The organism is Amedibacillus sp. YH-ame10 (assembly GCF_053848885.1).
In genome coordinates, this window is the sequence record NZ_JBSPFA010000016.1 from 25,379 (window position 1) to 47,679 (window position 22,301).

General features: G+C 34.0%; 26 protein-coding genes and 1 tRNA gene. 7 read left to right on the forward strand and 20 right to left on the reverse strand.

Features of this window, described 5'->3' with window-relative positions; all coding sequences use genetic code 11:
* Positions 1 to 81: 81 nt before the first annotated feature.
* Entirely contained in the window at positions 82 to 1,284 is a 1,203-nt protein-coding gene (locus ACWG42_RS08280) for an acetyl-CoA C-acetyltransferase (protein WP_455791477.1), read from the forward strand.
* A gap of 37 nt (positions 1,285 to 1,321) precedes the next feature.
* Here the strand turns inward: ACWG42_RS08280 and ACWG42_RS08285 are convergent, their stop codons facing one another.
* The 7 genes from ACWG42_RS08285 to ACWG42_RS08315 form a co-directional block, all read right to left on the reverse strand.
* Positions 1,322 to 1,618, reverse strand: coding sequence for a hypothetical protein (locus ACWG42_RS08285; RefSeq protein ID WP_455791478.1), 297 nt, complete (start codon positions 1,616 to 1,618; stop codon positions 1,322 to 1,324).
* 157 nt (positions 1,619 to 1,775) lie between these two features.
* Complete coding sequence (gene feoB / locus ACWG42_RS08290; protein WP_455791479.1) at positions 1,776 to 3,884, reverse strand: ferrous iron transport protein B; 2,109 nt, start codon at positions 3,882 to 3,884, stop codon at positions 1,776 to 1,778.
* A complete protein-coding gene (locus tag ACWG42_RS08295) occupies positions 3,874 to 4,119 on the reverse strand; it encodes a FeoA family protein (protein ID WP_455791480.1) in 246 nt (81 codons plus the stop codon). The genes feoB and ACWG42_RS08295 overlap by 11 nt, the downstream gene beginning before the upstream one ends.
* 112 nt (positions 4,120 to 4,231) lie before the next feature.
* Complete coding sequence (locus ACWG42_RS08300; protein WP_455791481.1) at positions 4,232 to 5,359, reverse strand: aldo/keto reductase; 1,128 nt, start codon at positions 5,357 to 5,359, stop codon at positions 4,232 to 4,234.
* Positions 5,360 to 5,469: 110 nt separating this feature from the next.
* Positions 5,470 to 6,384, reverse strand: a complete 915-nt coding sequence (gene metA, locus ACWG42_RS08305; protein WP_455791482.1) for a homoserine O-acetyltransferase MetA — start codon at positions 6,382 to 6,384, stop codon at positions 5,470 to 5,472.
* 18 nt (positions 6,385 to 6,402) lie between these two features.
* Positions 6,403 to 7,665, reverse strand: coding sequence for an O-acetylhomoserine aminocarboxypropyltransferase/cysteine synthase family protein (locus ACWG42_RS08310; protein WP_455791483.1), 1,263 nt, complete (start codon positions 7,663 to 7,665; stop codon positions 6,403 to 6,405).
* A gap of 25 nt (positions 7,666 to 7,690) precedes the next feature.
* On the reverse strand, positions 7,691 to 8,671 hold the full coding sequence (locus ACWG42_RS08315) for a Gfo/Idh/MocA family protein (protein WP_455791485.1): 981 nt from the start codon (positions 8,669 to 8,671) through the stop codon (positions 7,691 to 7,693).
* Between the two features lie 126 nt (positions 8,672 to 8,797).
* Between ACWG42_RS08315 and ACWG42_RS08320 the strand changes: the two genes are divergently transcribed.
* The 6 genes from ACWG42_RS08320 (at position 8,798) to ACWG42_RS08345 (ending at position 12,822) form a co-directional block, all read left to right on the forward strand.
* On the forward strand, positions 8,798 to 9,475 hold the full coding sequence (locus tag ACWG42_RS08320; RefSeq protein WP_455791486.1) for a TIGR00266 family protein: 678 nt from the start codon (positions 8,798 to 8,800) through the stop codon (positions 9,473 to 9,475).
* Between the two features lie 107 nt (positions 9,476 to 9,582).
* Positions 9,583 to 9,656: transfer RNA gene (locus tag ACWG42_RS08325), tRNA-Gly, on the forward strand.
* A gap of 89 nt (positions 9,657 to 9,745) precedes the next feature.
* The gene (locus tag ACWG42_RS08330) at positions 9,746 to 10,030 is read left to right on the forward strand and encodes a hypothetical protein (RefSeq protein WP_455791487.1); all 285 of its coding nucleotides are present in this window, start codon (positions 9,746 to 9,748) and stop codon (positions 10,028 to 10,030) included.
* Positions 10,031 to 10,194: 164 nt separating this feature from the next.
* Entirely contained in the window at positions 10,195 to 11,964 is a 1,770-nt protein-coding gene (locus ACWG42_RS08335) for a recombinase family protein (protein ID WP_455791488.1), read from the forward strand.
* A gap of 39 nt (positions 11,965 to 12,003) precedes the next feature.
* Positions 12,004 to 12,357, forward strand: coding sequence for a TnpV protein (locus tag ACWG42_RS08340; protein WP_455791489.1), 354 nt, complete (start codon positions 12,004 to 12,006; stop codon positions 12,355 to 12,357).
* 117 nt (positions 12,358 to 12,474) lie between these two features.
* Positions 12,475 to 12,822, forward strand: coding sequence for a plasmid mobilization protein (locus ACWG42_RS08345; protein WP_455791490.1), 348 nt, complete (start codon positions 12,475 to 12,477; stop codon positions 12,820 to 12,822).
* Between the two features lie 58 nt (positions 12,823 to 12,880).
* Here ACWG42_RS08345 and ACWG42_RS08350 read toward each other — a convergent pair whose 3' ends face one another.
* The 13 genes from ACWG42_RS08350 to ACWG42_RS08410 all read right to left on the reverse strand — a co-directional run bounded on the left by ACWG42_RS08350 (position 12,881) and on the right by ACWG42_RS08410 (position 22,163).
* Complete coding sequence (locus tag ACWG42_RS08350; RefSeq protein WP_455791492.1) at positions 12,881 to 13,204, reverse strand: hypothetical protein; 324 nt, start codon at positions 13,202 to 13,204, stop codon at positions 12,881 to 12,883.
* A gap of 34 nt (positions 13,205 to 13,238) precedes the next feature.
* On the reverse strand, positions 13,239 to 13,655 hold the full coding sequence (locus ACWG42_RS08355) for a DUF5655 domain-containing protein (RefSeq protein WP_455791494.1): 417 nt from the start codon (positions 13,653 to 13,655) through the stop codon (positions 13,239 to 13,241).
* A 263-nt stretch (positions 13,656 to 13,918) separates the two neighbouring features.
* On the reverse strand, positions 13,919 to 14,980 hold the full coding sequence (locus ACWG42_RS08360) for a type IV pilus twitching motility protein PilT (RefSeq protein ID WP_455791495.1): 1,062 nt from the start codon (positions 14,978 to 14,980) through the stop codon (positions 13,919 to 13,921).
* The gene (locus ACWG42_RS08365) at positions 14,977 to 15,408 is read right to left on the reverse strand and encodes a hypothetical protein (RefSeq protein WP_455791496.1); all 432 of its coding nucleotides are present in this window, start codon (positions 15,406 to 15,408) and stop codon (positions 14,977 to 14,979) included. The genes ACWG42_RS08360 and ACWG42_RS08365 overlap by 4 nt, the downstream gene beginning before the upstream one ends.
* Positions 15,405 to 15,800: a hypothetical protein gene (locus ACWG42_RS08370; protein WP_455791497.1), complete on the reverse strand. Its 396-nt coding sequence runs from the start codon at positions 15,798 to 15,800 to the stop codon at positions 15,405 to 15,407. Before ACWG42_RS08370 ends, ACWG42_RS08365 begins: the two co-directional genes overlap by 4 nt.
* An 11-nt stretch (positions 15,801 to 15,811) precedes the next feature.
* Positions 15,812 to 16,279: a DUF4860 domain-containing protein gene (locus ACWG42_RS08375; protein ID WP_455791499.1), complete on the reverse strand. Its 468-nt coding sequence runs from the start codon at positions 16,277 to 16,279 to the stop codon at positions 15,812 to 15,814.
* On the reverse strand, positions 16,276 to 16,578 hold the full coding sequence (locus tag ACWG42_RS08380) for a hypothetical protein (protein ID WP_455791500.1): 303 nt from the start codon (positions 16,576 to 16,578) through the stop codon (positions 16,276 to 16,278). Before ACWG42_RS08380 ends, ACWG42_RS08375 begins: the two co-directional genes overlap by 4 nt.
* 1 nt (position 16,579) lies before the next feature.
* Positions 16,580 to 17,611, reverse strand: coding sequence for a type II secretion system F family protein (locus tag ACWG42_RS08385; protein ID WP_455791501.1), 1,032 nt, complete (start codon positions 17,609 to 17,611; stop codon positions 16,580 to 16,582).
* 14 nt (positions 17,612 to 17,625) lie between these two features.
* On the reverse strand, positions 17,626 to 18,537 hold the full coding sequence (locus ACWG42_RS08390; protein ID WP_455791503.1) for a transglutaminase-like domain-containing protein: 912 nt from the start codon (positions 18,535 to 18,537) through the stop codon (positions 17,626 to 17,628).
* Positions 18,538 to 18,694: 157 nt separating this feature from the next.
* Entirely contained in the window at positions 18,695 to 19,375 is a 681-nt protein-coding gene (locus ACWG42_RS08395) for a peptidoglycan-binding domain-containing protein (protein WP_455791504.1), read from the reverse strand.
* A gap of 208 nt (positions 19,376 to 19,583) precedes the next feature.
* On the reverse strand, positions 19,584 to 20,069 hold the full coding sequence (gene tpx, locus ACWG42_RS08400) for a thiol peroxidase (protein ID WP_455791506.1): 486 nt from the start codon (positions 20,067 to 20,069) through the stop codon (positions 19,584 to 19,586).
* Positions 20,070 to 20,182: 113 nt separating this feature from the next.
* Positions 20,183 to 21,076: a DUF7916 family protein gene (locus ACWG42_RS08405; protein WP_455791507.1), complete on the reverse strand. Its 894-nt coding sequence runs from the start codon at positions 21,074 to 21,076 to the stop codon at positions 20,183 to 20,185.
* 106 nt (positions 21,077 to 21,182) lie between these two features.
* Complete coding sequence (locus tag ACWG42_RS08410) at positions 21,183 to 22,163, reverse strand: phosphotransacetylase (protein ID WP_455791508.1); 981 nt, start codon at positions 22,161 to 22,163, stop codon at positions 21,183 to 21,185.
* Positions 22,164 to 22,301 lie beyond the last annotated feature (138 nt).

Sequence of the window (22,301 nt, forward strand, 5' to 3'; positions counted from 1 at the left end):
CAAGTTTAAAACCTTTACTATTATTTATGTATTGAAACGCAAATAAAGATGCGTATTTAAAAGAAAGACAGGTAGAGAAAAATGAGAAAGACTTATGTAGTAAGTGCTAAACGTAGCGCAATCGGAAGTTTCTTGGGTTCTTTAACTACTGTTAAAGCTGCAGACCTAGGGGCTACTGTTGTAAAAGCTTTATTAGAAGATGCAAAAGTTGCACCTGAAAATGTAGACGAAGTTCTTTGTGGTAATGTATTAGGGGCAGGACTTGGACAAAACGTTGGACGTCAGGTTTCTATTCTTGCTGGAATTCCTGAAACAGTATGTGCTCACACATTAAACATGGTTTGTGGATCAGGTTTAAGAACTGTTATGGAAGGTGTAATGTCTATCCAAACTGGTTTCAACGAAATCGTTGTTGCTGGTGGTGTTGAATCTATGTCAGGAGCACCTTACTTAATTCCTGCGAACACTCGTACAGGAAACAAAATGGGTGATTTCAAATGTGTTGACCACATGATCTATGATGCATTAACAGATGCATTCAATAATATTCATATGGGTATCACTGCAGAAAATATCGCTAACAAATACGGTATTACTCGTGAAATGCAGGATGCATTAGCATACGCTTCTCAATCCAAAGCAATCGCTGCAGTAGATGGTGGACGTTTCAAAGATGAAATCGTACCAGTTGAAGTAAAATTAAGAAAAGAAACTGTAACATTTGATACAGATGAACATCCTAACCGTAAATCAACTCCAGAAAAATTAGCAGGTCTTCGTCCAGCTTTCGTTAAAGATGGTTCTGTTACTGCTGGTAATGCTTCTGGAATCAATGATGGTGCTAGCTTCGTATTATTAGCAAGCGAAGATGCAGTTAAAAAATACAACTTAACTCCATTATGCGAAATCATTGGTATCGGTCAAGGTGGTGTTGATCCATTAACAATGGGATTAGGTCCTACTCCAGCAATCCGTCATGCATTAAAAGATGCTGAAATGAACCTATCTGATGTTGAATTAGTAGAATTAAATGAAGCATTCGCAGCGCAAGCATTAGGTGTTGTTCATGAATTAGTTGAAGAACACGGAGTTAACCGCGATGAATTCATGTCTAAAGTAAACGTAAACGGTGGTGCCATTGCATTAGGTCACCCAGTTGGTGCTTCTGGAAACAGAATCTTCGTTTCCTTAATTCACGAAATGTTAAAACGTGACGCAAAAACAGGTCTTGCTTCTCTATGTATCGGTGGAGGACAAGGAACTGCAGTTATCGTTAAACGCTAACTATATTATTGAAAAGAATGGCAATCGCCATTCTTTTTTAGTTAATTTCCAGTTCAATTTTATGAAGATACAGAGCTATCCAAGTAAATGGATATATAAGTAAATATGGAAGAATCAATAATAATAAATACCATACGGTTGGTAATCGATAGGATACTCCAAAAATCAACATACCAGGAAGCCAAGTACAACTAATAAGTATCCTGTATATCCATTCATTCCTTCTATACCTCATGATTTCCTCAGTATAATATATATCTGTACCCTTATACTTGAAAGTAGATTTATTTTTCCAACCCTTTAATATCAAATGTGTTTTTTCTATAGTCCCCATTTAATGATTCCTCCTTTATTTATAGCTTTCGTCTATGTACATCTTATATATTCATTATAACAAAAAATAATTTGTATACAATACATTTTATAACATGCTAATTGTACATAAATAAAACAAATCACAGATGATATAGTGATTTGTTTTATTTTAAATTCTATATAAATATATGTGCTATTAAATTCACGCTCATACAAAGAAGTATTCCCAATACGGTTGGTAATACAAATGCTAATATGGTCCATTTCCAACCATCTGTTTCTTTTCGTATGGTCAATAAGGTTGTGGCACAAGGAAAATGAACAAGTGAAAACAACAAGGTACATATAGCAGTTACCCAGGTCCAACCATTGGAAACAAACAAAATTTTTAACACTCCTAAATCACTGATATCCATCATGGAACCATTTGCCATATATGCCATGATGATAATAGGCACAACAATTTCATTCGCTGGAAACCCTAAGATAAACGCCATTAAGATAACACCATCTAACCCCATTAAAGAAGCAAATGGATCTAGAAAATCTGCGATATACTTCAACAATGTAATCCCATCATATTGCACATTAGCCAACAACCAAATAAATGCCCCTGCTGGAATTGCGACACTTATTGCTCTTCCCAACACAAACAAAGTACGATCAAAAATGGAACGCACAATCACTTTAGTGAATTGTGGTTTGCGATATGGAGGAAGTTCTAACGTAAAACTAGATGGAACTCCTTTTAATATGGTTTTGGATAATAGTTTAGAAATCACAAGTGTCAAGAACACCCCAAATAAAATCACACCTGTTAACAAAAGGGTTGATACTACTCCATCCCATGGTGCCACCACAATTCCTGTAAAAAACATCGTAATGATTGCTATTAGTGTGGGAAATCTTCCATTACAAGGTACAAATACATTTGTTAGAATCGCTATTAAACGCTCTCTTGGGCTATCAATAATACGTGCACCACTTACTCCAACCGCATTACAACCAAAGCCCATACACATGGTAAGTGCTTGTTTCCCACAAGTACTTGCCCGTTGAAAGAAACCATCCAAGTTAAACGCAATACGTGGAAGATAACCAAAGTCTTCCAACAATGTAAACAAAGGAAAGAAAATGGCCATGGGTGGCAACATGACAGATATCACCCATCCACATGTCTTCACCACTCCATCGACTACAAACCCTTGAATAGGAGTGGATACATCCATCTGGGTAAACACCATATGCAACCAATCTTCAAAGTGTCCAAACATTGTACTCAACATAGCGCTTGGAATATTTGCACCTGATATGGTAATCCAGAATATTACACACAACAATACAATCATCCATAAAAAACCAGAACGCTTACTTGTCAAAATACGATCAATTTTCAAATCACGTTCTTGATAGCGATCATTGTTGAATATAATACATTCATTACTAATATCTTTTGCTTTATTATGAATTGCACGTACAACAATCTCTTCATAATTAGAAAGAATCCCCTCATTATCCAGTTGTTTCAATAAAACATCACATAGTTCTTTCACTTCTTCTGGATTTTTTATCTTCTCATAGAATGTTTTTGAATCCACATTAGGATCTAACAATTTAAGTGCTACAAAGCGTGGAGATAATTGTTCACATTCTATGATATCTTCCAATTTCTGTAGTGCGTGTTCCAATATTTCTGGATAGGTTACAATTGCTTCTTGATAGCCAACGACACTCTTTCCTACTTGTTCAATTGCATTTTTTAATTCATTGAAATCTTTTTCATTTCGAGCACTCATCTTCACTACTTCTACATGCAAAATCTCTTGAAGTCTTTTATCATCAATTGTAATATTCTTTTTTTCAGCTTCATCCATCAAATTTAAAATTACGATGACTTGGTGGCTAATTTCTAACGTCTGCAGCACTAAATTTAGATTGCGTTCCAAACAAGTACTATCACAAACCACCATACAAACATCACACTTTTCAAAACAAATAAAGTTACGCGTCACTTCCTCTTCACTAGAATGTGCTAGTAATGAATACGTACCTGGTAAATCTACCATTTTATGACGCATGGATTTATGAGTAAAGTATCCATTTGCTAATTCTACTGTTTTCCCTGGCCAATTCCCTGTATGCTGATTCATCCCCGTCATGGCGTTAAAAACAGTGCTCTTCCCTACGTTAGGATTGCCTAAAAGCGCAATTGTATAACCCATGGTTTCCTGTTTGTAACATGCATTAATTTTATCATTCTCCGCAATCAGTTTCTCAAACAGCATTCTCTTCCCCCTGTTCTATTACGTATATCCCTCTGCTTTCTTCATCACGTAATGCAATCTTACACCCCTTCATAAGATACGCTCTCATTTTCTTACTAGGACTATTTAAGACAGGCATGACTTTCACTCTATCCACAAATCCCAAATCCATCAATCTACGCTTCATAAAAGGTTCTTGTTCGATATGGTGAATCAGGACTTCTTCTTCTAATTTGACATCCAGTAGTGTTTTCATTTCTTCCCTCCTATGCCTAGTGTATCCATATGCCTACAAGTTGGTAAGCACAAATACCCATGAGAGCATAGAAAAAGCAGACAAATGCCTTGCATTCATCTGCGAGAAAAGATTATTTAACTTTTGTTATCATATCTTGATGCATTTGTTTTAAATCTTCGCGAATATGAATTTGTTGTGGACATAAGGTTTCACATTTCCCACATTGTTGGCAGTTTGCTGCTCGTTCTTGCTCTTGCATCGTATCAAAATATGCTTTATGGGTAGCTGGTTGATTTCTATATTTGGAATATTCATTCCAAAGTTTAAAGTTTTTAGGAATTTGTACACCAAATGGACAAGGCATACAATATTCACATCCCGTACAACCATTCATTGTTCTTTCTTTGATTGTTTTCGCAACTTCTTTCACTAACATCTCTTCTTCCGCATGCAACGGTTGAAATTGATCAAATGTTCGTAAATTATCTTCCACTTGCGCAAAGGTAGACATTCCACTTAAGATAACTTTTACATTTGGCTTACTTCCTACCCAACGAAGCGCCCAAGATGAAATACTTTTATCTGGTGCATAGTCTGTAAATTTACAAGCTACATCTTCAGGTAAAAAGGATAAGGAACCACCTTTGATTGGTTCCATAATGATAACTGGTACACCCATCTTTTCAGTTAACTCATATCCTTTATCTCCTGCTTGAATATCTGTATCTATATAATTGTATTGGATTTGACAGAAATCCCATGTACGATACGTTAACATTTCTTCGAATACTTCATATTCATCATGAAAGGAAAAACCTAGATTTCGTATCTTCCCTTGCGCTTTTAATTCCTCACAATATGTAACAACACCCAATGCTTTTGCTTTTTCCCATTTTTCTTTATCCATTGCATGCAATAAATAAAAATCTACATAGTCTACATCCAATCGTTTCAATTGGTTTTCAAACATTGCTTTGGCTTCTTCTAATGTTTCAACATTCCACAATGGCATCTTAGTGGTCAAATAATAACTAGAACGCTCATACTTCTTCAAAACTCTTCCTACAAATGGTTCACTATCTCCTCCATGATATGGAAAAGCAGTATCGATATAGTTTACTCCATTTACAATCGCATGGTCCAACATTCTTTCAGCTTCTACTTCATCAATCTTCCCATCTTGATCAAGTGGAAATCGCATACATCCAAACCCTAATAAAGATGGTTTGTAATTCTCATTTAACACCCTAAATTCCATAATGTTATCTCTCCTTTTTCCTCTAGTTAGTCTACATTCTCTGTATGTATTATACAACGTAATCAAAAATAATGAAATCCAACAAAATAAAAAAATAGCCAATACATCAGCTATTTAATATCATTTAAATCAAATGGTGTCATTTGATACACATAATTTAACCAGTTACGATACAACAAATTCGCATGAGAACGCCATTTAAAGACAGGTTCTTTTTCGGGGTCATCCTCTGGAAAATAATTGAATGGAATTTGAATTGGCTTTCCTTGATTTAAATCACGGAAATATTCTTGTGATAATGTTTCTTTTCCATATTCTAAATGTCCCAAGATATATACTTCACGAAAATCTTTCGTCGCAACGATATTGGATCCTGTGACATCTGATTTCGATAAAACTTCTAGTGTATTAATCTTTGAAAGAGCATCTTCATCAATCGCTGTATGACGAGAATGTGGAGTATTATGTAGTTCATCAAATCCATTGGTTAAGAAATTGTATTCATCACATAAAATCTGTGGAAAGATACCGAACACTTTATCTTCTAACACATGTTTTTGAATTCCATAGTGATAATACAATCCAGCTTGTGCTCCCCAACAAATATGAATGGTTGAAAACACATGATGTTTACTCCATTCCATGATTTCACATAACTCTTCCCAATAATCAACATCTTCATATTCCAAGTGCTCTACAGGTGCTCCCGTAATAATTAAACCATCGTAATTGTTATGTTTTAACACTTCAAAATCATCATAGAATTTTAGAAGATGGTCTGCACTTGTATTTTTTGAAACATGATTCCCTACCTTCATAAAATCAATATCTACCTGTAAAGGTGATTTTGAAATCAAACGAAGAATCTGTGTTTCTGTTTCAATCTTCTTAGGCATAAGATTCAAAATTGCAATCTTTAACGGACGAATATCCTGATGGTTTGCGACTTCTTCTTCTAATGCGAATATTTTTTCACTTTCCAGTATCTCTTTTGCTGGTAAGCCATTTGGTATATTGATTGGCACTACTCTTCACCTCTTTAACTAAATCTGTGCAAATGCTTGTTTTAAATCATCGATGATATCTTCTACGTTTTCAAGTCCAACAGAGAAACGAACCATTCCTCCATCAATACCCGCTGCCACAAGTTGTTCATCACTTAATTGACGATGTGTTTCACTTGCTGGATGAAGAACACACGTACGAATATCTGCCACATGAACTTCATTGGACGCAAGTTTTAAATAATCCATGAATTTTGCTGCAACTGGTCTTCCACCTTTAATGATAAAAGAGATAACACCACTACAACCTTTTAAGTATTTTTGAGCGAGTGCATAATTTGCATCCGATTCTAATCCAGGATAAATGACTCTTTCCACTTTATCGCTCGCTTCTAAATATTTCGCCACAACCATTGCATTTTCACAATACTGTTTCATACGTACATGTAATGTTTCTAGTCCTAAGTTTAATAAGAACGCTGAGTGAGCTGCTGGATACACCCCAAAATCTCTCATCAATTGCATTCTCGCTTTGATGATATATGCCATATTCCCATATGATTGTGTATAGGAAATTCCATGATATGATTCATCTGGTTCACAAAGAGATGGGAAGTTTCCATTTGTCCAATCAAATTTCCCACTATCTACAATAACACCACCAACTTGAACAGCATGACCATCCATGTATTTACTTGTAGAATGAATCACAATATCCGCTCCAAATTCAAATGGATTACATAAGATTGGAGTTGCAAATGTATTATCCATAATCAATGGAACCTTCATATCATGCGCAATCTTCGCAAATCGTTCAATATCAAACACAGTCAGTGCTGGATTTGCGATGGTTTCTCCGAACACCAATTTTGTAGAAGGTTTGAAAGCCGCTTTAATTTCTTCATCGCTAGAAGCAGCGTCTACGTAAATACATTCAATTCCTAATTTCTTTAACGTAAATGAAAATAAATTGATTGTTCCCCCATAAATTTGAGGAGTACTAACAATACTATCTCCTGCTTCACAAATATTCAAAATAGACAACAAAGTCGCAGCTTGTCCAGATGTTGTACACATCGCTCCAACGCCACCTTCTAAAGCCGCAATTTTTTCTTCTACTGCCATAACTGTTGGATTTCCAAATCTTGAATAACACAATCCTTTTGTTGGATCATCAAAGATTGCTGCTACTTCAGCAGCACTATCATATACATACGTTGTACTTTGTACAATCGGCAATACTCTAGGTTCTCCATTTTTTGGTTCATAACCCGCATGCAGACACTTTGTTTCAATTTTCATATCTATTCCTCCAAATTTCTTATGGTTATTTTACACTTTTTTCCTCATGAACGCAATTGCACACATGCATTTCTTCTAAAACTTTCATAATTTGTTCACTTCGTTCTTGAGAAAGAATCGGACTTTGTAAATATCCTTGTTGTATACAATCCACAGCATGTTCAATTTCTCCCGTAAAATCACTTTCCATAGAAACTTCAATACGTGTATCTTTCCCGTCTTTTCTGAGGATTGCACTTGTTGATTTCCAAAAATTTTCTGTTATGATAACACCCTCATCTCCATATAGATATCCTTGATTGATCATATCTACTCCCCAACTACTTCTAACGTATGCCATCACACCATTTTCATACCCCAACATTGCTTGCGTAAGTATATCGATACCTGCATAAGCACTATTTTGTTTCATCACTTCTACATGCGCTAAAGAAGCATTCGCAAAAAGGTTGGCATAACAAATCGGATACACACCTACATCGTAAAAACTTCCACCATCTTCTTTTCGAAACAACCAGCTATCTTTTGGATATTCTTCTACATCCATTTTGGTACAATACCCTGCTTCAATATAGCGTAATTTACCAATCACACCTTCTTCTACCATCTTTTTCAATTTCTGATTCAATGGTGTAAACAACGTTTTTTCGGCTTCCATCAAGAAACATCCTTGTTGTTTGGCATATGAAAAACACTCTTGTAATTGTTCTTGATTACTTACAAAAGGTTTTTCACATAATACATGTTTACGATATTTTAAACACAACATAATATGTTCTTTATGTAATACATTTGGAGTACATATATATACGAGTTCTACGTTATCATCAGATAAAAGCTCTTCATAACTTCCATATGCAACACTTGCCCCAAAGTTCTCTTTAAATTCATTTGCATTCTCTAAATTTCTACTTGCAACAGCATACAGTTCAGCATTATGTGCATACTGTACTCCTTTTGCTACACGTTTGGCTATTTTTCCTAGCCCTATAATTCCTATTTTCATATAATCACCTAGTATAAGTTTATGTCTTTTTAAAAAGAATTACAATATTTATTTCCAATACGCATAATTTCATTGAATAATACATATTTATCCTATATGATTACATTATAGAAAGAAGGTAACCTTATGAAATATGAAATCGTTGGGGGACAACTCCCTGTTGTTGTCTGTAAATTAGACAAGAACGAAAAGATGTTTACAGAATCTGGTGGTATGTGTTGGATGGATGATGGTTTTGATATGGATAGCAATACTCGTGGAGGTCTGATGAAAGGTATCGGACGTGCATTTAGTGGAGAATCTATTTTCATGACTACGTATACAAGTCCTCGTGATCAAGCAGAAATTGCTTTTGGTTCTAGTTTTCCTGGAAAGATTGTAGCCCTTACTCTTGCAGAAGGGGAATCAAAAATAGTACAAAAATCTGCATTCCTTGCTGCAGAAGATACCATTCAATTGACTACATTCTTTAGAAAACGTTTAGGTGCAGGAATCTTCGGTGGAGAAGGATTTATCTTGCAAAAAATCCAAGGACCTGGAACTGTCTTCTTAGAAATCGATGGAGATGTTGTAGAAAAAGAATTAGCACCTGGAGAATTGATTAAAGTGGATCAAGGATATGTTGCCATCTTCGAAGAGTCTGTACAATTTGAAATCACAACCGTAAAAGGATTGAAGAACAAATTCCTAAGTGGAGAAGGTTTCTTCTTAGCTACCTTACAAGGACCAGGAAAAGTTTGGTTACAAACGATGCCTTTCACTGTACTTGCGGATAGAATCATTAATGTAATCCCGCATAAATAATAATCTCAAAAAAGTTTCGTTCACAAAGCGAAACTTTTTTATACTTTTTTTACGAAAAGTATTGAAATTATAATCAATTTATTGTATATTATTAAGGCAATAGAAATGCGGGTGTAGTTCAATGGTAGAACTTCAGCCTTCCAAGCTGACTACGTGAGTTCGATTCTCATCACCCGCTCCATTTGAAGACAACTTACGAACCAATATGGTATCGTGAGTTTTATTTTTATATAAAACGATGTTCTCTTTCTAGGAAGGAGGACATTTTTTATGCTTGAATTTAAGGTAATCGAAGAATTAAAGCCAAATACTGAAATACTAGAAATCATTAAAAACTACACTTACAAAGTAAAAAAAGGTAAAATCAAGCACTTACTAAACACTAATCTACAAGTTATTACACCAACAGAATATCAAATTACATATCCAATTACTCTTACTATACTAGAATACCAAGTCAATGAAATTAGTAGTAAACCATTCTACATTAAAGAATATCATCAAAAATACAATCTGAAAGAAATTATACAAATTTTAAAGAAAATCAAAATTTAGACTTTACTTTTTTAGTTTCAGTGAGGAAACATATGAAGAGATTTTACAATTTAACTTCGTAAAACACCATTTTAGTTAGGAAACTAATAGAAAAGTAAAGTTTTTTCAAATTTAGACTTGCAATTTTTCCTTTTAGTGAGGAAACAAGTGAGGAGATGATTTTTATGAGATGTGGAATTTATGTAAGAGTTTCAACAGATGACCAAAGAGATAATGGTTATTCGATTGATTCACAGCTTCGTATGATTAAGGAACACTGTGAGAAAAATGATTATACTATTGTTGATATGTATAACGACGCAGGACATTCTGGAAAAGATTTATTAAGACCAGAAATGCAAAGATTACTAAAAGATATTAAGTCAAAGAAAATTGATAAGTTAGTAGCTATCAAAGTAGATAGACTTACAAGAAACAATTATGATGGTTTTTGGCTACTGAATTACTGTGAAGAACACGATGTTAAGATAGAACTAATACTAGAGCCTTATGACGTGTCTACTGCTAATGGTGAGATGATATTTGGTATGAATTTAGTTTTTGGACAAAGGGAAAGAAAAGAAATTGGAGCAAGAACTAAAAGGGCTATGGAAGAAATGGCACTTGAAAAAGTGCACCCAGCAAAGGCACCTTATGGCTATATTAGAAATAAAGAAACAGGACATTTGGAGATAGAACCAATTGAAGCACAAATTGTTAAAGAGATATTTAAACTATGTAAAGAAGGTAAATCAACAAGAGGTATAGCAACCATTCTAAAAGAGAATAACACCTATTTAAAGCAAGGCAAATGGAAAGCCGACAGAGTTTATAAGATACTTACTAATTCTACTTATATTGGTATATATGAGTATGGTAAATACAAAAGAAAACCACAAGATATTTTAAGAGTAGAAAACTATTGTGAGCCAATTATTGATGAGAAGACTTGTATTATTACTAGAAAGAATTTAGAGAAAAATAAGCATTCCAATTATGGGGAACATATTCATTTATTTACTGGTATTGTAAAGTGTCCTGACTGTGGAAAACTACTATCTTCTACCAATTCATTCAAACATAGTGGCACAGCAAAAGAAAAAGTATATTATCATTTAACTTGTAAAAATCCTAATTGTAAATCAAAAGGACTTCATTACAGTTCAGATAAAATTGAGCAAAAATTAAGTCGCATGTTAAATGAATTAACAAGATATATGTATGATATGGATAATGAAATTATCTTTTGTAATTCTACCAAAACAAATGATATTAAAGATATAGATAAGGCTATTGAAAAGTTAAAATTGCAAGAGAAAAAGTTAGTGGATTTATATTTATCTTCATCACTTAATGTTGAAACAATCAATCATAAAAATGATGTTATCAAAAAAGAAATTGATAAGCTAGACAAGAAAAAGAAACTACTTGATCCAGATGATGACTTTAAAGATTACACACTAGAATTATTGAGTAAGCTAAATTGTAAAGTGGAAAATGATGAAGTTATTTTTAAAAATAAGTTAGGTTTTACGTTTCTATTTGATAGTTTGAATAGAAAAGCCAAGAAAGAAATGATTAGCAAACTCATGACTTCTTTAGAAATAGCAAGAGATAAAAACTATAATATTGAAATTACTAATATAAAATTTACAGATGAATTTATTTCAAAAAGCAGTAATGAATATTTAGAATATTTGAATGATATTTTGCAAAATAACAAAATAGGTTTTATTTATAAAGAAGCAATTACAAAAAAGGAAAGAGAAAAATTACAAGATAATTATTATATTTTCTCTAGTACAAGAATTGAAAAAGAAGAATATTCGGAACTAGATTTAAAAATATATATGACACTATTACAAGAACATTTTTATGAAGATGGAATAATATGTTGTCCATATATTGAAAATAAAAATATTATTGACCAACTTATCTTAATACCAAAATCATAAGAAAATAAATTAAAAAATAGGAAAGGAAATGATGAAAAAATGAAATTAGAATATACAAGAATTGGAGATTATGAATTGCCAAATTTAACTCTAAAAAAGCAAAGTAATAAAGATATTAACAAGTATGGAAGATTAAGACTTAACTATCTGAAAGAAAATAATAAGACACTTTATACTACGTTGCTTATGACAAATGAACTAATAAATCATCTTGTTTCAGTTAGTAATGAAGCTGAACTATTACTACAAACTTTAATGGAAAATTACAAAAAGTTAGATAAAAAACTGGCTGAAAAAAGCAAAGAATTAAATCAGCTTGAATGGGTAAAACTGATAAATAATTATAAAAATATGGCTGAAGAAATTATCTTAAAAGAACTGATATTTATATAAGATATGTGAGGACAAGTATATTTTAGATGTACTAGCCAGCACTGAATTTGTTCTCCCACACAAATTCATATATGAGGAAACCCCAATCCCTGATAAAAAAGAAAGGATGAGAAAAAAATGAGACAAAGAAATTGGAAATTTAATGTATACCTAGATCACGATGAAAAGCAAATGATGGAGAGGAAAGCTAAAAAAACAGGACTAACATATTCCGCTTTGATACGTTCTTTACTAGAAGATTTTAAGCCAAAAGAAAAACCACCAGAAGAATTTTATGAATCACTAAATTCCATTAGAAAAGTTGGAAATGTAATCAATCAAATTGCAGTTAGAATGCATATGATTGGTTATGTGGAAGATGAAAAGTTTTTAAGAAAAACCATTACTAATCTCAATGATATAATACTAGATATAAAAACGTATTATTTATTACCTGATAAAACCGACAAAGACAATGCAAAGTAGCATTGTCTTTAGTCTATAAGATTCTATATAAATCTAATCGATAAATTGTAATTTATCTCTACATTAAACCTAAAAAATGTCCAGCTATACCAATGCAAGTTCCAAGCACAACAGACATAATAACTACCGGAATACAACCTTTTTTATCTGCCTTTGCTATAAGAATTGTTGTGGGAATAGATAACACAAGTGTAATGAATCCACCTTTTAGCCACCATACATTTTCTAATAATGTTAAATTGTAAATAATAAATGGCATAACAAAATAAAATGTAAATGCAGATGATATTGCATACTTATCAAGTTTCATTTTAATCATTGGCAATATATCTATACTTGCTACAATAATTCCTACCAATACTGTTAATAGAATTTCTTTCATAATACATTCCTCTCTTTCACTTAACTAAATAATATTATCCTTTTAACTTGTATGCGTGTCTTAACCATTCTAAAAGTTCATTGTCTAAATCTTTTGCATTAAAAATTTCTATAACATAATCCATTCTATTTTTAGAAAACTTATTAAACTTTACAAATCTTTCGGATATTATTTCTTCATCTGTTACAAAATTAAATCTTAATTTATTTTGTTTAATCTGTACTGCTGAAAAGTGTCCTGCATTACTAAAATGAACAGAAGTACCATTTATATTTGCCTTAACCTCTCCTAACTTTGATAAAAATTCAACTAGAAGATTATATAATTCTATTACCTTAACATCCTTACCATTTAATAATTCTTCTACTGTATATACTTTGCAAGAATGTAATTGATTTTCATTTGCATAATTTTTTCCACAATACGGACATTTCCAAGCATTATTATTCATTCTAAAACTCCCCACAAATTACTATTTGTATATTTGTTATATTATATCATTTTTATTTAATATAATCTATATTACCGTTGAAATTTGATAGAATTTAATATATAATTATCATAGAAAGAGAAGCTAGTTCGTAACTTGTAGCTTAACTGCTCCATGTAAACAATAAAGCCGACACAATGTGTTCGGTTTTTTTTACTTTTCCATTGAAAAAGCTAGATACTATACATCATACCTAGCTTCCTACTTTATATACTTATTCAATTCTATGAAATTTTCTTCGACATTCTTTCTGCATTATTTGCATACAATACAGCAGTATCTTTCGAGATGATTCCTTTCTGATACAAATCAAACAAGCTTTCATCCATCGATTGCATCCCTTGTTCTTTACCAGCAACAATAGAGTTATCAATTTGATGAATCTTACCCTCTCGAATTTGAGTACGAATTGCTGGAGTCGCAATCATAATTTCAAATACTGGAACAATTCCTCCATCAAGTGTCGGAACCAACTGTTCACTCACAACCGCATGAAGTGTCATAGAAAGTTGAACACGTATTTGTTGTTGTTGGGAAGGTGGAAATACATCAATCATACGATCCACAGTATTCGCTGCACCTACGGTATGAAGTGTTGAAAGAATAAGATGACCTGTTTCAGCCGCTGTAACAGATACATTGATCGTTTCAAGGTCTCGCATCTCTCCTACCAGTATTACCTCTGGTGCTTCACGCAAAGCACTGCGTAAGGCGTTTAAATAGTCTTGCGTATCATGATACACTTCTCGTTGTGATACAATGCTTTGTTTATGACTGTGTAAGAACTCAATAGGGTCTTCAATTGTTATGATATGAACATTTCTATTCTGATTGATTTTATCAATGATACAAGCAAGCGTCGTAGACTTCCCACTGCCTGCTGGACCACTTACTAGAATTAAACCTTTCTTAACAGAAGATAAATTTGTAATAACTTCTGGAACACCAAGTTTTACAGGATCTGGTAAATCAAATGTCACAACACGTAATACAGCTGCTTGAGAATTACGTTGCATATATACATTACAACGAAATCTCCCAACATCAGGAATAGAAAATGAAAAATCATCATCCTTTTTCTGAATAAAATCTTCATATCGATTTTGTACAACATAACCATAAATTTCTTTAATTAAAGATGCTGTTGTTTCTGGTTTTAATTTATCTTCACCCACAGAAATGATGGTACCATTTACTTTAAATGCATATGGATGACCTGCTACCAAGAAGATATCGGAAGCGTTCATTTGAATCGCTTGATGTAGCATTTCTTCTATACTGATCATGTCGTTTGCCCTCCTGTCGAAATAAGTTTCCAACTATTTGAAATCACTTCATCCCCTACTTGTTCAAGTACCACTTGTAAAGATTGTTGTGCGTTTACTTTGATATGTATACTTATGGTTTGATTTTGTAGTTCGTATTGAACATCTTCACTTTGAAATTGTTCTTGTACATCAAGACGTGCTAACGTCTTATCTAATAAACCATCTTCTTTCACATACGTATTTAATACTTCATACAAAATACTAGCTTTTGTATCTGCCTTCCTATAAGCTTCTTCATAAACAGCTTCTCGTTTCGCTATATCATAATTCTGCTTGGCCTGATTGTATGCCAATACAGATAAAATCATCATACATAATACCACGAATATCATAAGAATAGAAGATGCGCCTAGCCCTATCTGAACGTTTCTTTTTGTCTTTTTCATTCTTGTTCCCCCTTATCTAGAAGGAATGATAATTCTGTTTTTACATCCCCTTGAGCCAAAGACATAATACAATGTTCTTTGTTTTCAAGCCCATTTATCTCACTTCTTTTTATAGTAACTTTATACTTATTTTCTTGTTCCGTTGGATTCCCTTTAGCATCCAAGTAAAAACTATCTTTCTCTAAATACTTTGCTATATCTTGTTCCTCTTGATTAGCAATCAAGTTTTTTCCATAGAACATTGCATTTCGAAGACCAATAGCTTGTTCGTTTTTCTCTTTTGCATTCACAATGACAAACACACTAATCGCACTAGCAATTGTAAAAAAGAACAATACGAAGATAAGTTCCATTAAAAAAGATATGGTTTTACTGGAATGTTGTCCATTCATATGTCGTCCTCCTAATCACAATGTAATGCAATTGTTAATGTCTGTTCTTGCTGATGTTTATCACGCATAGAAAGAATTATCTTCTTTTCGTTTTTCACTACTTTAAATTCACGGATATCAAATAATGTAGTTCCAGTCGTAAAATCTGGTTCCACAGTATCCAAAATGCGAAGTTCTTTTAATTTATGATTATCTTCATAAATATACAACGTACTCTTTGATACAGTTTCTTTAATCTGAATCCCTTGTATACTACCACTTTCAAATACATCAATTGCATCTCGTTCATCACTTACTCTCAATTGTGTTTGAACATAAGCAAGTGGAGTATGAATACTTTCTACTTTTTTACCACTTTCAATGATCTGATGATACCCATTCGTTTGTAATAACAACACAAGAAATGAACAAATCACAAAGACCATGAACAAGGATAAGGAAAACAACAAATCAATCGAATGTCGTTGCCTCATATTCATTCACCTCTTCCTTTTGGATATACGTCCATCTCAGGCATGATGTTGGATGCGATATACTTATAACGAATCATATACTTATCTTCTTGGATAAAAAGTCCATAATGCTTCTTCAAATATGCAATATCTTTAGGATACGCTCCTTCGATACTATAGCATTCTCTTGCGGCCTTTTGAATAGCCTCTTCTGCACGTTTGCCGTCTTCCTTTGACATCCCTATATCTGCAGTTTGAAACCCATACAAGAAAATCACAATTAGTAGAAAAAATATCATTCCTTGTATAATATATGTTTTCTTCATATTAACCCAAAGATGTCATGATACTCATCAAAGGCAACATTACAGAAAGCAATATTACCCCTACAATCAAAGACAGGAAGACTACAATTACTGGTTCAATGGTATTTAAGAAAGAACTAATACTATGATCTACATCTTTCTCATAAAGTAACGATATCTTTTTCATTACGTCATCACTTTTCCCACTATGAAATCCAGTTATAATCATATTCGCATATGCACCATCATACAAATGTACTTTTTGAATCATCGTTTCAAAGGACTCTCCTTCTTTCATCCCTTGCATACATGCTATAATTTTTTCTTTTGTAAGTTCTTCATCAACAATACCAGGTAAATAGGATAAAGAATCTTCAATATCAAATCCTCCAGAAATAAACAAGGAGAATGCATACGTCATACGTGCCATGGATATATTATGAAACAAACGTTTTGTTAGAAAGAATTTAGAAAGAAATGTTGCGCCATTTCCTTCTCCCTTACGCACACGTAAAACTACATATAAAACAAGTAATAATAACACCGTTAATATCGCAAAGCTTACAATCGCAAACCCAGAACCAAATTGCATCATCATAGTAGCACTCTCTGGTAAAGGAGAACCCATATTCTCTAAAACATTCGTAAATATTGGTAATACCTTCCACATAATAATACCAACCACTACCCACATCATGAACAATAATACAAATGGATAAAATAACGCTTCACGTAATTGCTTTGACAAATCGTATGCACGTTCATAGTAAGCAGAAAGTTCTTTCATTACATTATCTAAATGCCCACTAACTTCTCCTATTTTGACCATTTGTTTCATATAGTCATCAAAGCATTCATGATCCTTTATGGCTTGATAAAAGGAACCTTGCGCAACCACTTCTTCATGAATTTGTTTACAAGCCTCTTTCATAAGTTTATTATCACTATCTTCCATGATAATTTCTAATCCCTCTTGAACACTAAGTCCAGAAGATAAAATCATGGTCATTTGCGTACAAAACTCAAAAGCTTCTTCATTATTAAATTTTTTCATAGCTCTTCTCCTCACTAATAGTAGTATTTATCTTCATATCCGTCTTCATAATCTGATCTACTAGCCGCAAACGTCGGATCCATTCTTGACCATTTCTTTGAATTCAATAATACATCTGCACTTATCCATCCCTTTTCAGGAAGATAAACTTCCACCCATGCATGATACTCAATGGATGTATTGCCAGTTACAAGTCGCGTGGGAATTTGTTGAGAGCGTAACATAGCTGTCAATAAAGCAGCATAATCGAAACAAATCCCTTTCTTTGTATCCAGTGTCTCATCAACCACTGGTAATACATAAATATCATCTACTTGATCTGCTTTCTCATCATCGTATTCAATTGTATCAACAACATAATTATATAAAGTCGCAATTCTTTGTAATACCGTTGTATCATCTTTTGTTAACGCAAATGCTTTCTGTATAGTTTTACTATCCGCATTATAATCTACAATCTGATTTGGGTATAGAAACGGAATTTGTTCATTTTCTAACGCTACATCTATGTACTGCGTAAACAACACAGAATACATATCCCCTGTTGTATTCAATAAAATCCGAACAAGATATGTACCACTTCCTGATGCAAAAGGAAATGTTTCATTTTTACCTACAACCATTAAATCATATGGGCTATTACCCGCATCATCCTTAGTAATGGAAAGTTTCACTTTCTTACCCGGATCTCTTTGCAAGGTAGCGCATAGGTAACCTTGATTCACATTGCTAACATCGATGCTAACAATACCCTGACTATCTCCCATCACTTGACCACCAGATGCTTGCGGCAACTTTAATTCCTCAAGCGTTGGACTTGGAGATTCTTCATATTCACTTGGGTATGTTTTGGAATCGCCACATCCACACATCACAATTACCAATATGAGCAAGAGCGATACTATTCTACTATATCGTTTCCTCATAACACTGCTCTCCTTATCACGTATCAAACATCTTTCGATTCTTCTCATTCTTAGAAAAAAAATTTATTTCTATTTACCTATAATTATACCATTCTTCTATATATTTTTTCATAAAGTTTTCATTTTCGAAAAAAAACAACGATACTATCGTCGTTTTCTATGGTTCAATAACAGTAGGTGTTCTGCCAATCCCTACAACCTCGTTCACAATCCTTGTCCATGTAGCACATCCTGCAATACCATCTCCACCTAACCCATTGTTTCTTTGATATGCGATTAACGCATTTCTAGTATTGTTTCCAAAGACCCCATCTAAGGTATATGTGGAATACCCCAATGCATTCAATGCATCTTGCAAAACAAGTACATACACCCCACGACTTCCAAGTCGCACGGTTGGATAACCAGCACTACATGCAGGTGTTCCATAACGCTTATCGAAATGCACCCAAGTAGGTGTCATACTAATAGGTTCTACATAAGACCAAACACCCAGCCTTCTTGCAGTGTTATAAATCTTATTTCTCTCCGCTTGGGAAAGCGCTTGTCCTACATCAAAGGACACCCCTGCATAATGTTGCGATTGCCTACCATGCCCTCCTTCCCAAATTCGTTTAAACGCATAACGAACTGGAATCGGTGCGCCATATGTTCGTCTTGTCGCATTCCATGACTCCATTGCCGCATTGGTTGTCCATAGTACGCTAGAGCGAGAAGATCCACGAAACTCCCCAACTGTTAATGAGCGATCATAAGAATAAGGCATAGGATCACTTTCATTTAACTGAAAGGTCTGTAATGCCTGTGTATAAACATCATAAACGATGACTTTTGCCATGTACACTCTCCTTTCGTTTCATACTATGAAACATAGGACAAATGGTATGGGGCTTTTATCTCGTAGGCAAATACAAATATCCAGCAAACTAAGTCACTGTGTACACAAAAAGACGAAGCAAAATGTTTTATAAAACCATCAAATAAACATACTCTATATAATACGGATTCATTCAAACATAAAAAAACTAAACATAAATGTCTAGTCTTTAAAGAGTTGCTACTGCGTTTAAAATTGCATCATAGTTTGGTTCATTCGCAATTTCCGCAAGATATTCAACATGACGAATCACATTGTTTTCATCCACAACGAATACCGCTCTAGTTAGTAATCCTAACTCTTCTACTAATGTTCCAGTCGCTTTCGCAAATTCACGATATTTATAATCACTTGTTGTAATTACTTGTTCATTTTCTTTTGCTTGGCACCAACGCTCTAACGCAAAAGGTAAATCCATAGACACGCTATAACACAATACATCACTATAAGCTTTCATATATTCCATAAACTTCGCAACTTCCATGCTACATACGCCTGTATCTAAAGAAGGTACACTCAAATAAATACGTTTTCCTTCTTCGCAACGAAGTTCACTTAAATCATTTTTCACTAATGGAAAACACGGCATTACATCATTCACCTGCAATTGTTTGCCTACTAATGTAACTGGATTTCCTTTAAATGTAATATTCATAAATAAAACCTCTCTTTCTATCTGTATCCTACCACATATGTTAGTTTAAGAAAACTTATATGCTCACACTATAGATATATGTGTCATAGAGAGGTTTTATTAGCTTAATTTTATTAACGTTTTACAGATTGTGCCATTTTAAAATATGTATGTCGTTTTCCACGTATCGCAATGGACATCGTCATAATATTCTCTGGCATCGCGATACCACCCCATCCAGCATCTCCAATATGCTGAATATCAATACCAGCACGTTTACTAGATAACGCAAACTCACGAATTGTTTCTGGATCACTTGTTTCTTGAGAAGTCCCAATTGCACTCATACTCAAAGCTCCTGCTTTACGTATACGCTCACACGCTTCATGAATTTCACGTTCTTGTAGCCCTGGCACAGTTCCACATGCAGGCATCAAGATAACATCTGCACCAGCCTTTATAAAAGCATCCATACTTTCCAAATCAATAACAGGCTCATCCACACCAGCCGCATGCATCTTCCCCGCAATAATCAATCCATGAAAGTATTGTTTTGCACATTTGATTGCTTCTGCGATTTTCACATTGCTAACACCAGTTCCAGGATTACCTGTCAAACATATAAAATTAAATCCTAATCTTTCAGCTTCCTTAAACGTTTCCTCGCATGCTGTTCTACCTTTTGCTATTTCTATACGGGATTCCATCATGTTCGCATCCATATCAACGGGTTCTAAATTCACTCCAATTGGACGTCCAGATAATTCGCGTAACGTACGAATTGGATCATCACTTTCAGGAATTCCATAAATAGTTGGATGAAATACATCACATCCATTCAACAATACCATATCAGAACCAAAGGATGCCGCTAGTTCCGCATTGGAAATTGAGCCTAACATCGGTTGAACTGTAGACACGGTTTCTGTTAATACTGTTCTTCCCTCACTTGCCATAATCGCTGCTTTTAATTCTGCGCCATTCATAGATAATATTTCACTAGAACTACAACTTAATAAACGTTTCATCATATCCTCTTTTCCGCAAATTTGCCTTTTCTATACTGTACCACAAGAATGAACAAGAATTTTATAGATAGATTTCCTTGTACTTAGGCAAAAAATAGAAGCATTCTTACACGCTTCTATTTGCTTCTATCGCTTGTATACCCGTAATTAACGCAATTGAATAAATAGTATCTTCATGAGTTAAGCGTGTCAATATATTCACAGGTTTCTTTAAACCCTGTAAAATTGGTCCAAACATTTTAAACCCACCCAACTCCACCGCAATTTTATATGTGATATTTCCTGCATCTATATTTGGAAAAATTAATGTGTTCATATGTCCCGCTAAGGTAGAACCCTTCGCTTTAATACTTGCGACAGTTGGTGAAATTGCAGTATCTGCTTGAATCTCTCCATCCACTTCAAAATCCAAAGGCATACGTTTCAAATGTGTAACTGCCTCACGCACTTTATCTACACTGACTCCACTTCCTGAGCCAAAAGAGGAATAAGAAAGTAATCCAACTTTAGGTTCGATTCCAAATTGTCTAGCAGTACGAGCACACTGTAATGTAATTTCAACTAGTTCATCCACATTGGGATTTACATTCAATGTACAATCCCCCATGATATAAACAACCTCTCCTCGTTCCAACAAAACACAACTGGATACGATTCTTTCTTGCGGTGCAGTTTTAATAAGTTGTAAAGCTGGACGCATCGTCTGTGCAGTTGTCGCTTTCACACCTCCAACAAGTCCATCGATATAACCCGCTTCAAGATACATTGTTGAAAAGTAATTCAAGTCCTGAAGTTTTTCCATGCACTCTTCTTTACTCCAACGTCCACGTTGAATGGTGATCATTTCATCCACCATCTCAGCTTTGTTAGGGAAATTCGTAGCATCCGCAATTTCAACCCCACTGATATCTACATCTATCTCCTTAGCACTTTTTAAAATTTCTTTCTTATCACCAATCAAAACAGGTATAATAACCCCTCCGTTTTCATGGCGAACTGCCGCTTTTATAACCTCTGGATGCGCACCTTCTGCAAACCCAATACGAGGATGCTTGCGTAATAGATTCTGTTCGATATTCAAAATCATCACCCACTCTCTGTCATCATTATAAACCCATGAAAGCGCTTGTACAACCTACTACTTAGTGATTATCTTCACAAGTATAGGCGGTGTTTCCTCTTCCATTATCCTATGATAATTGTTACGATATCCTTGGAAATCATG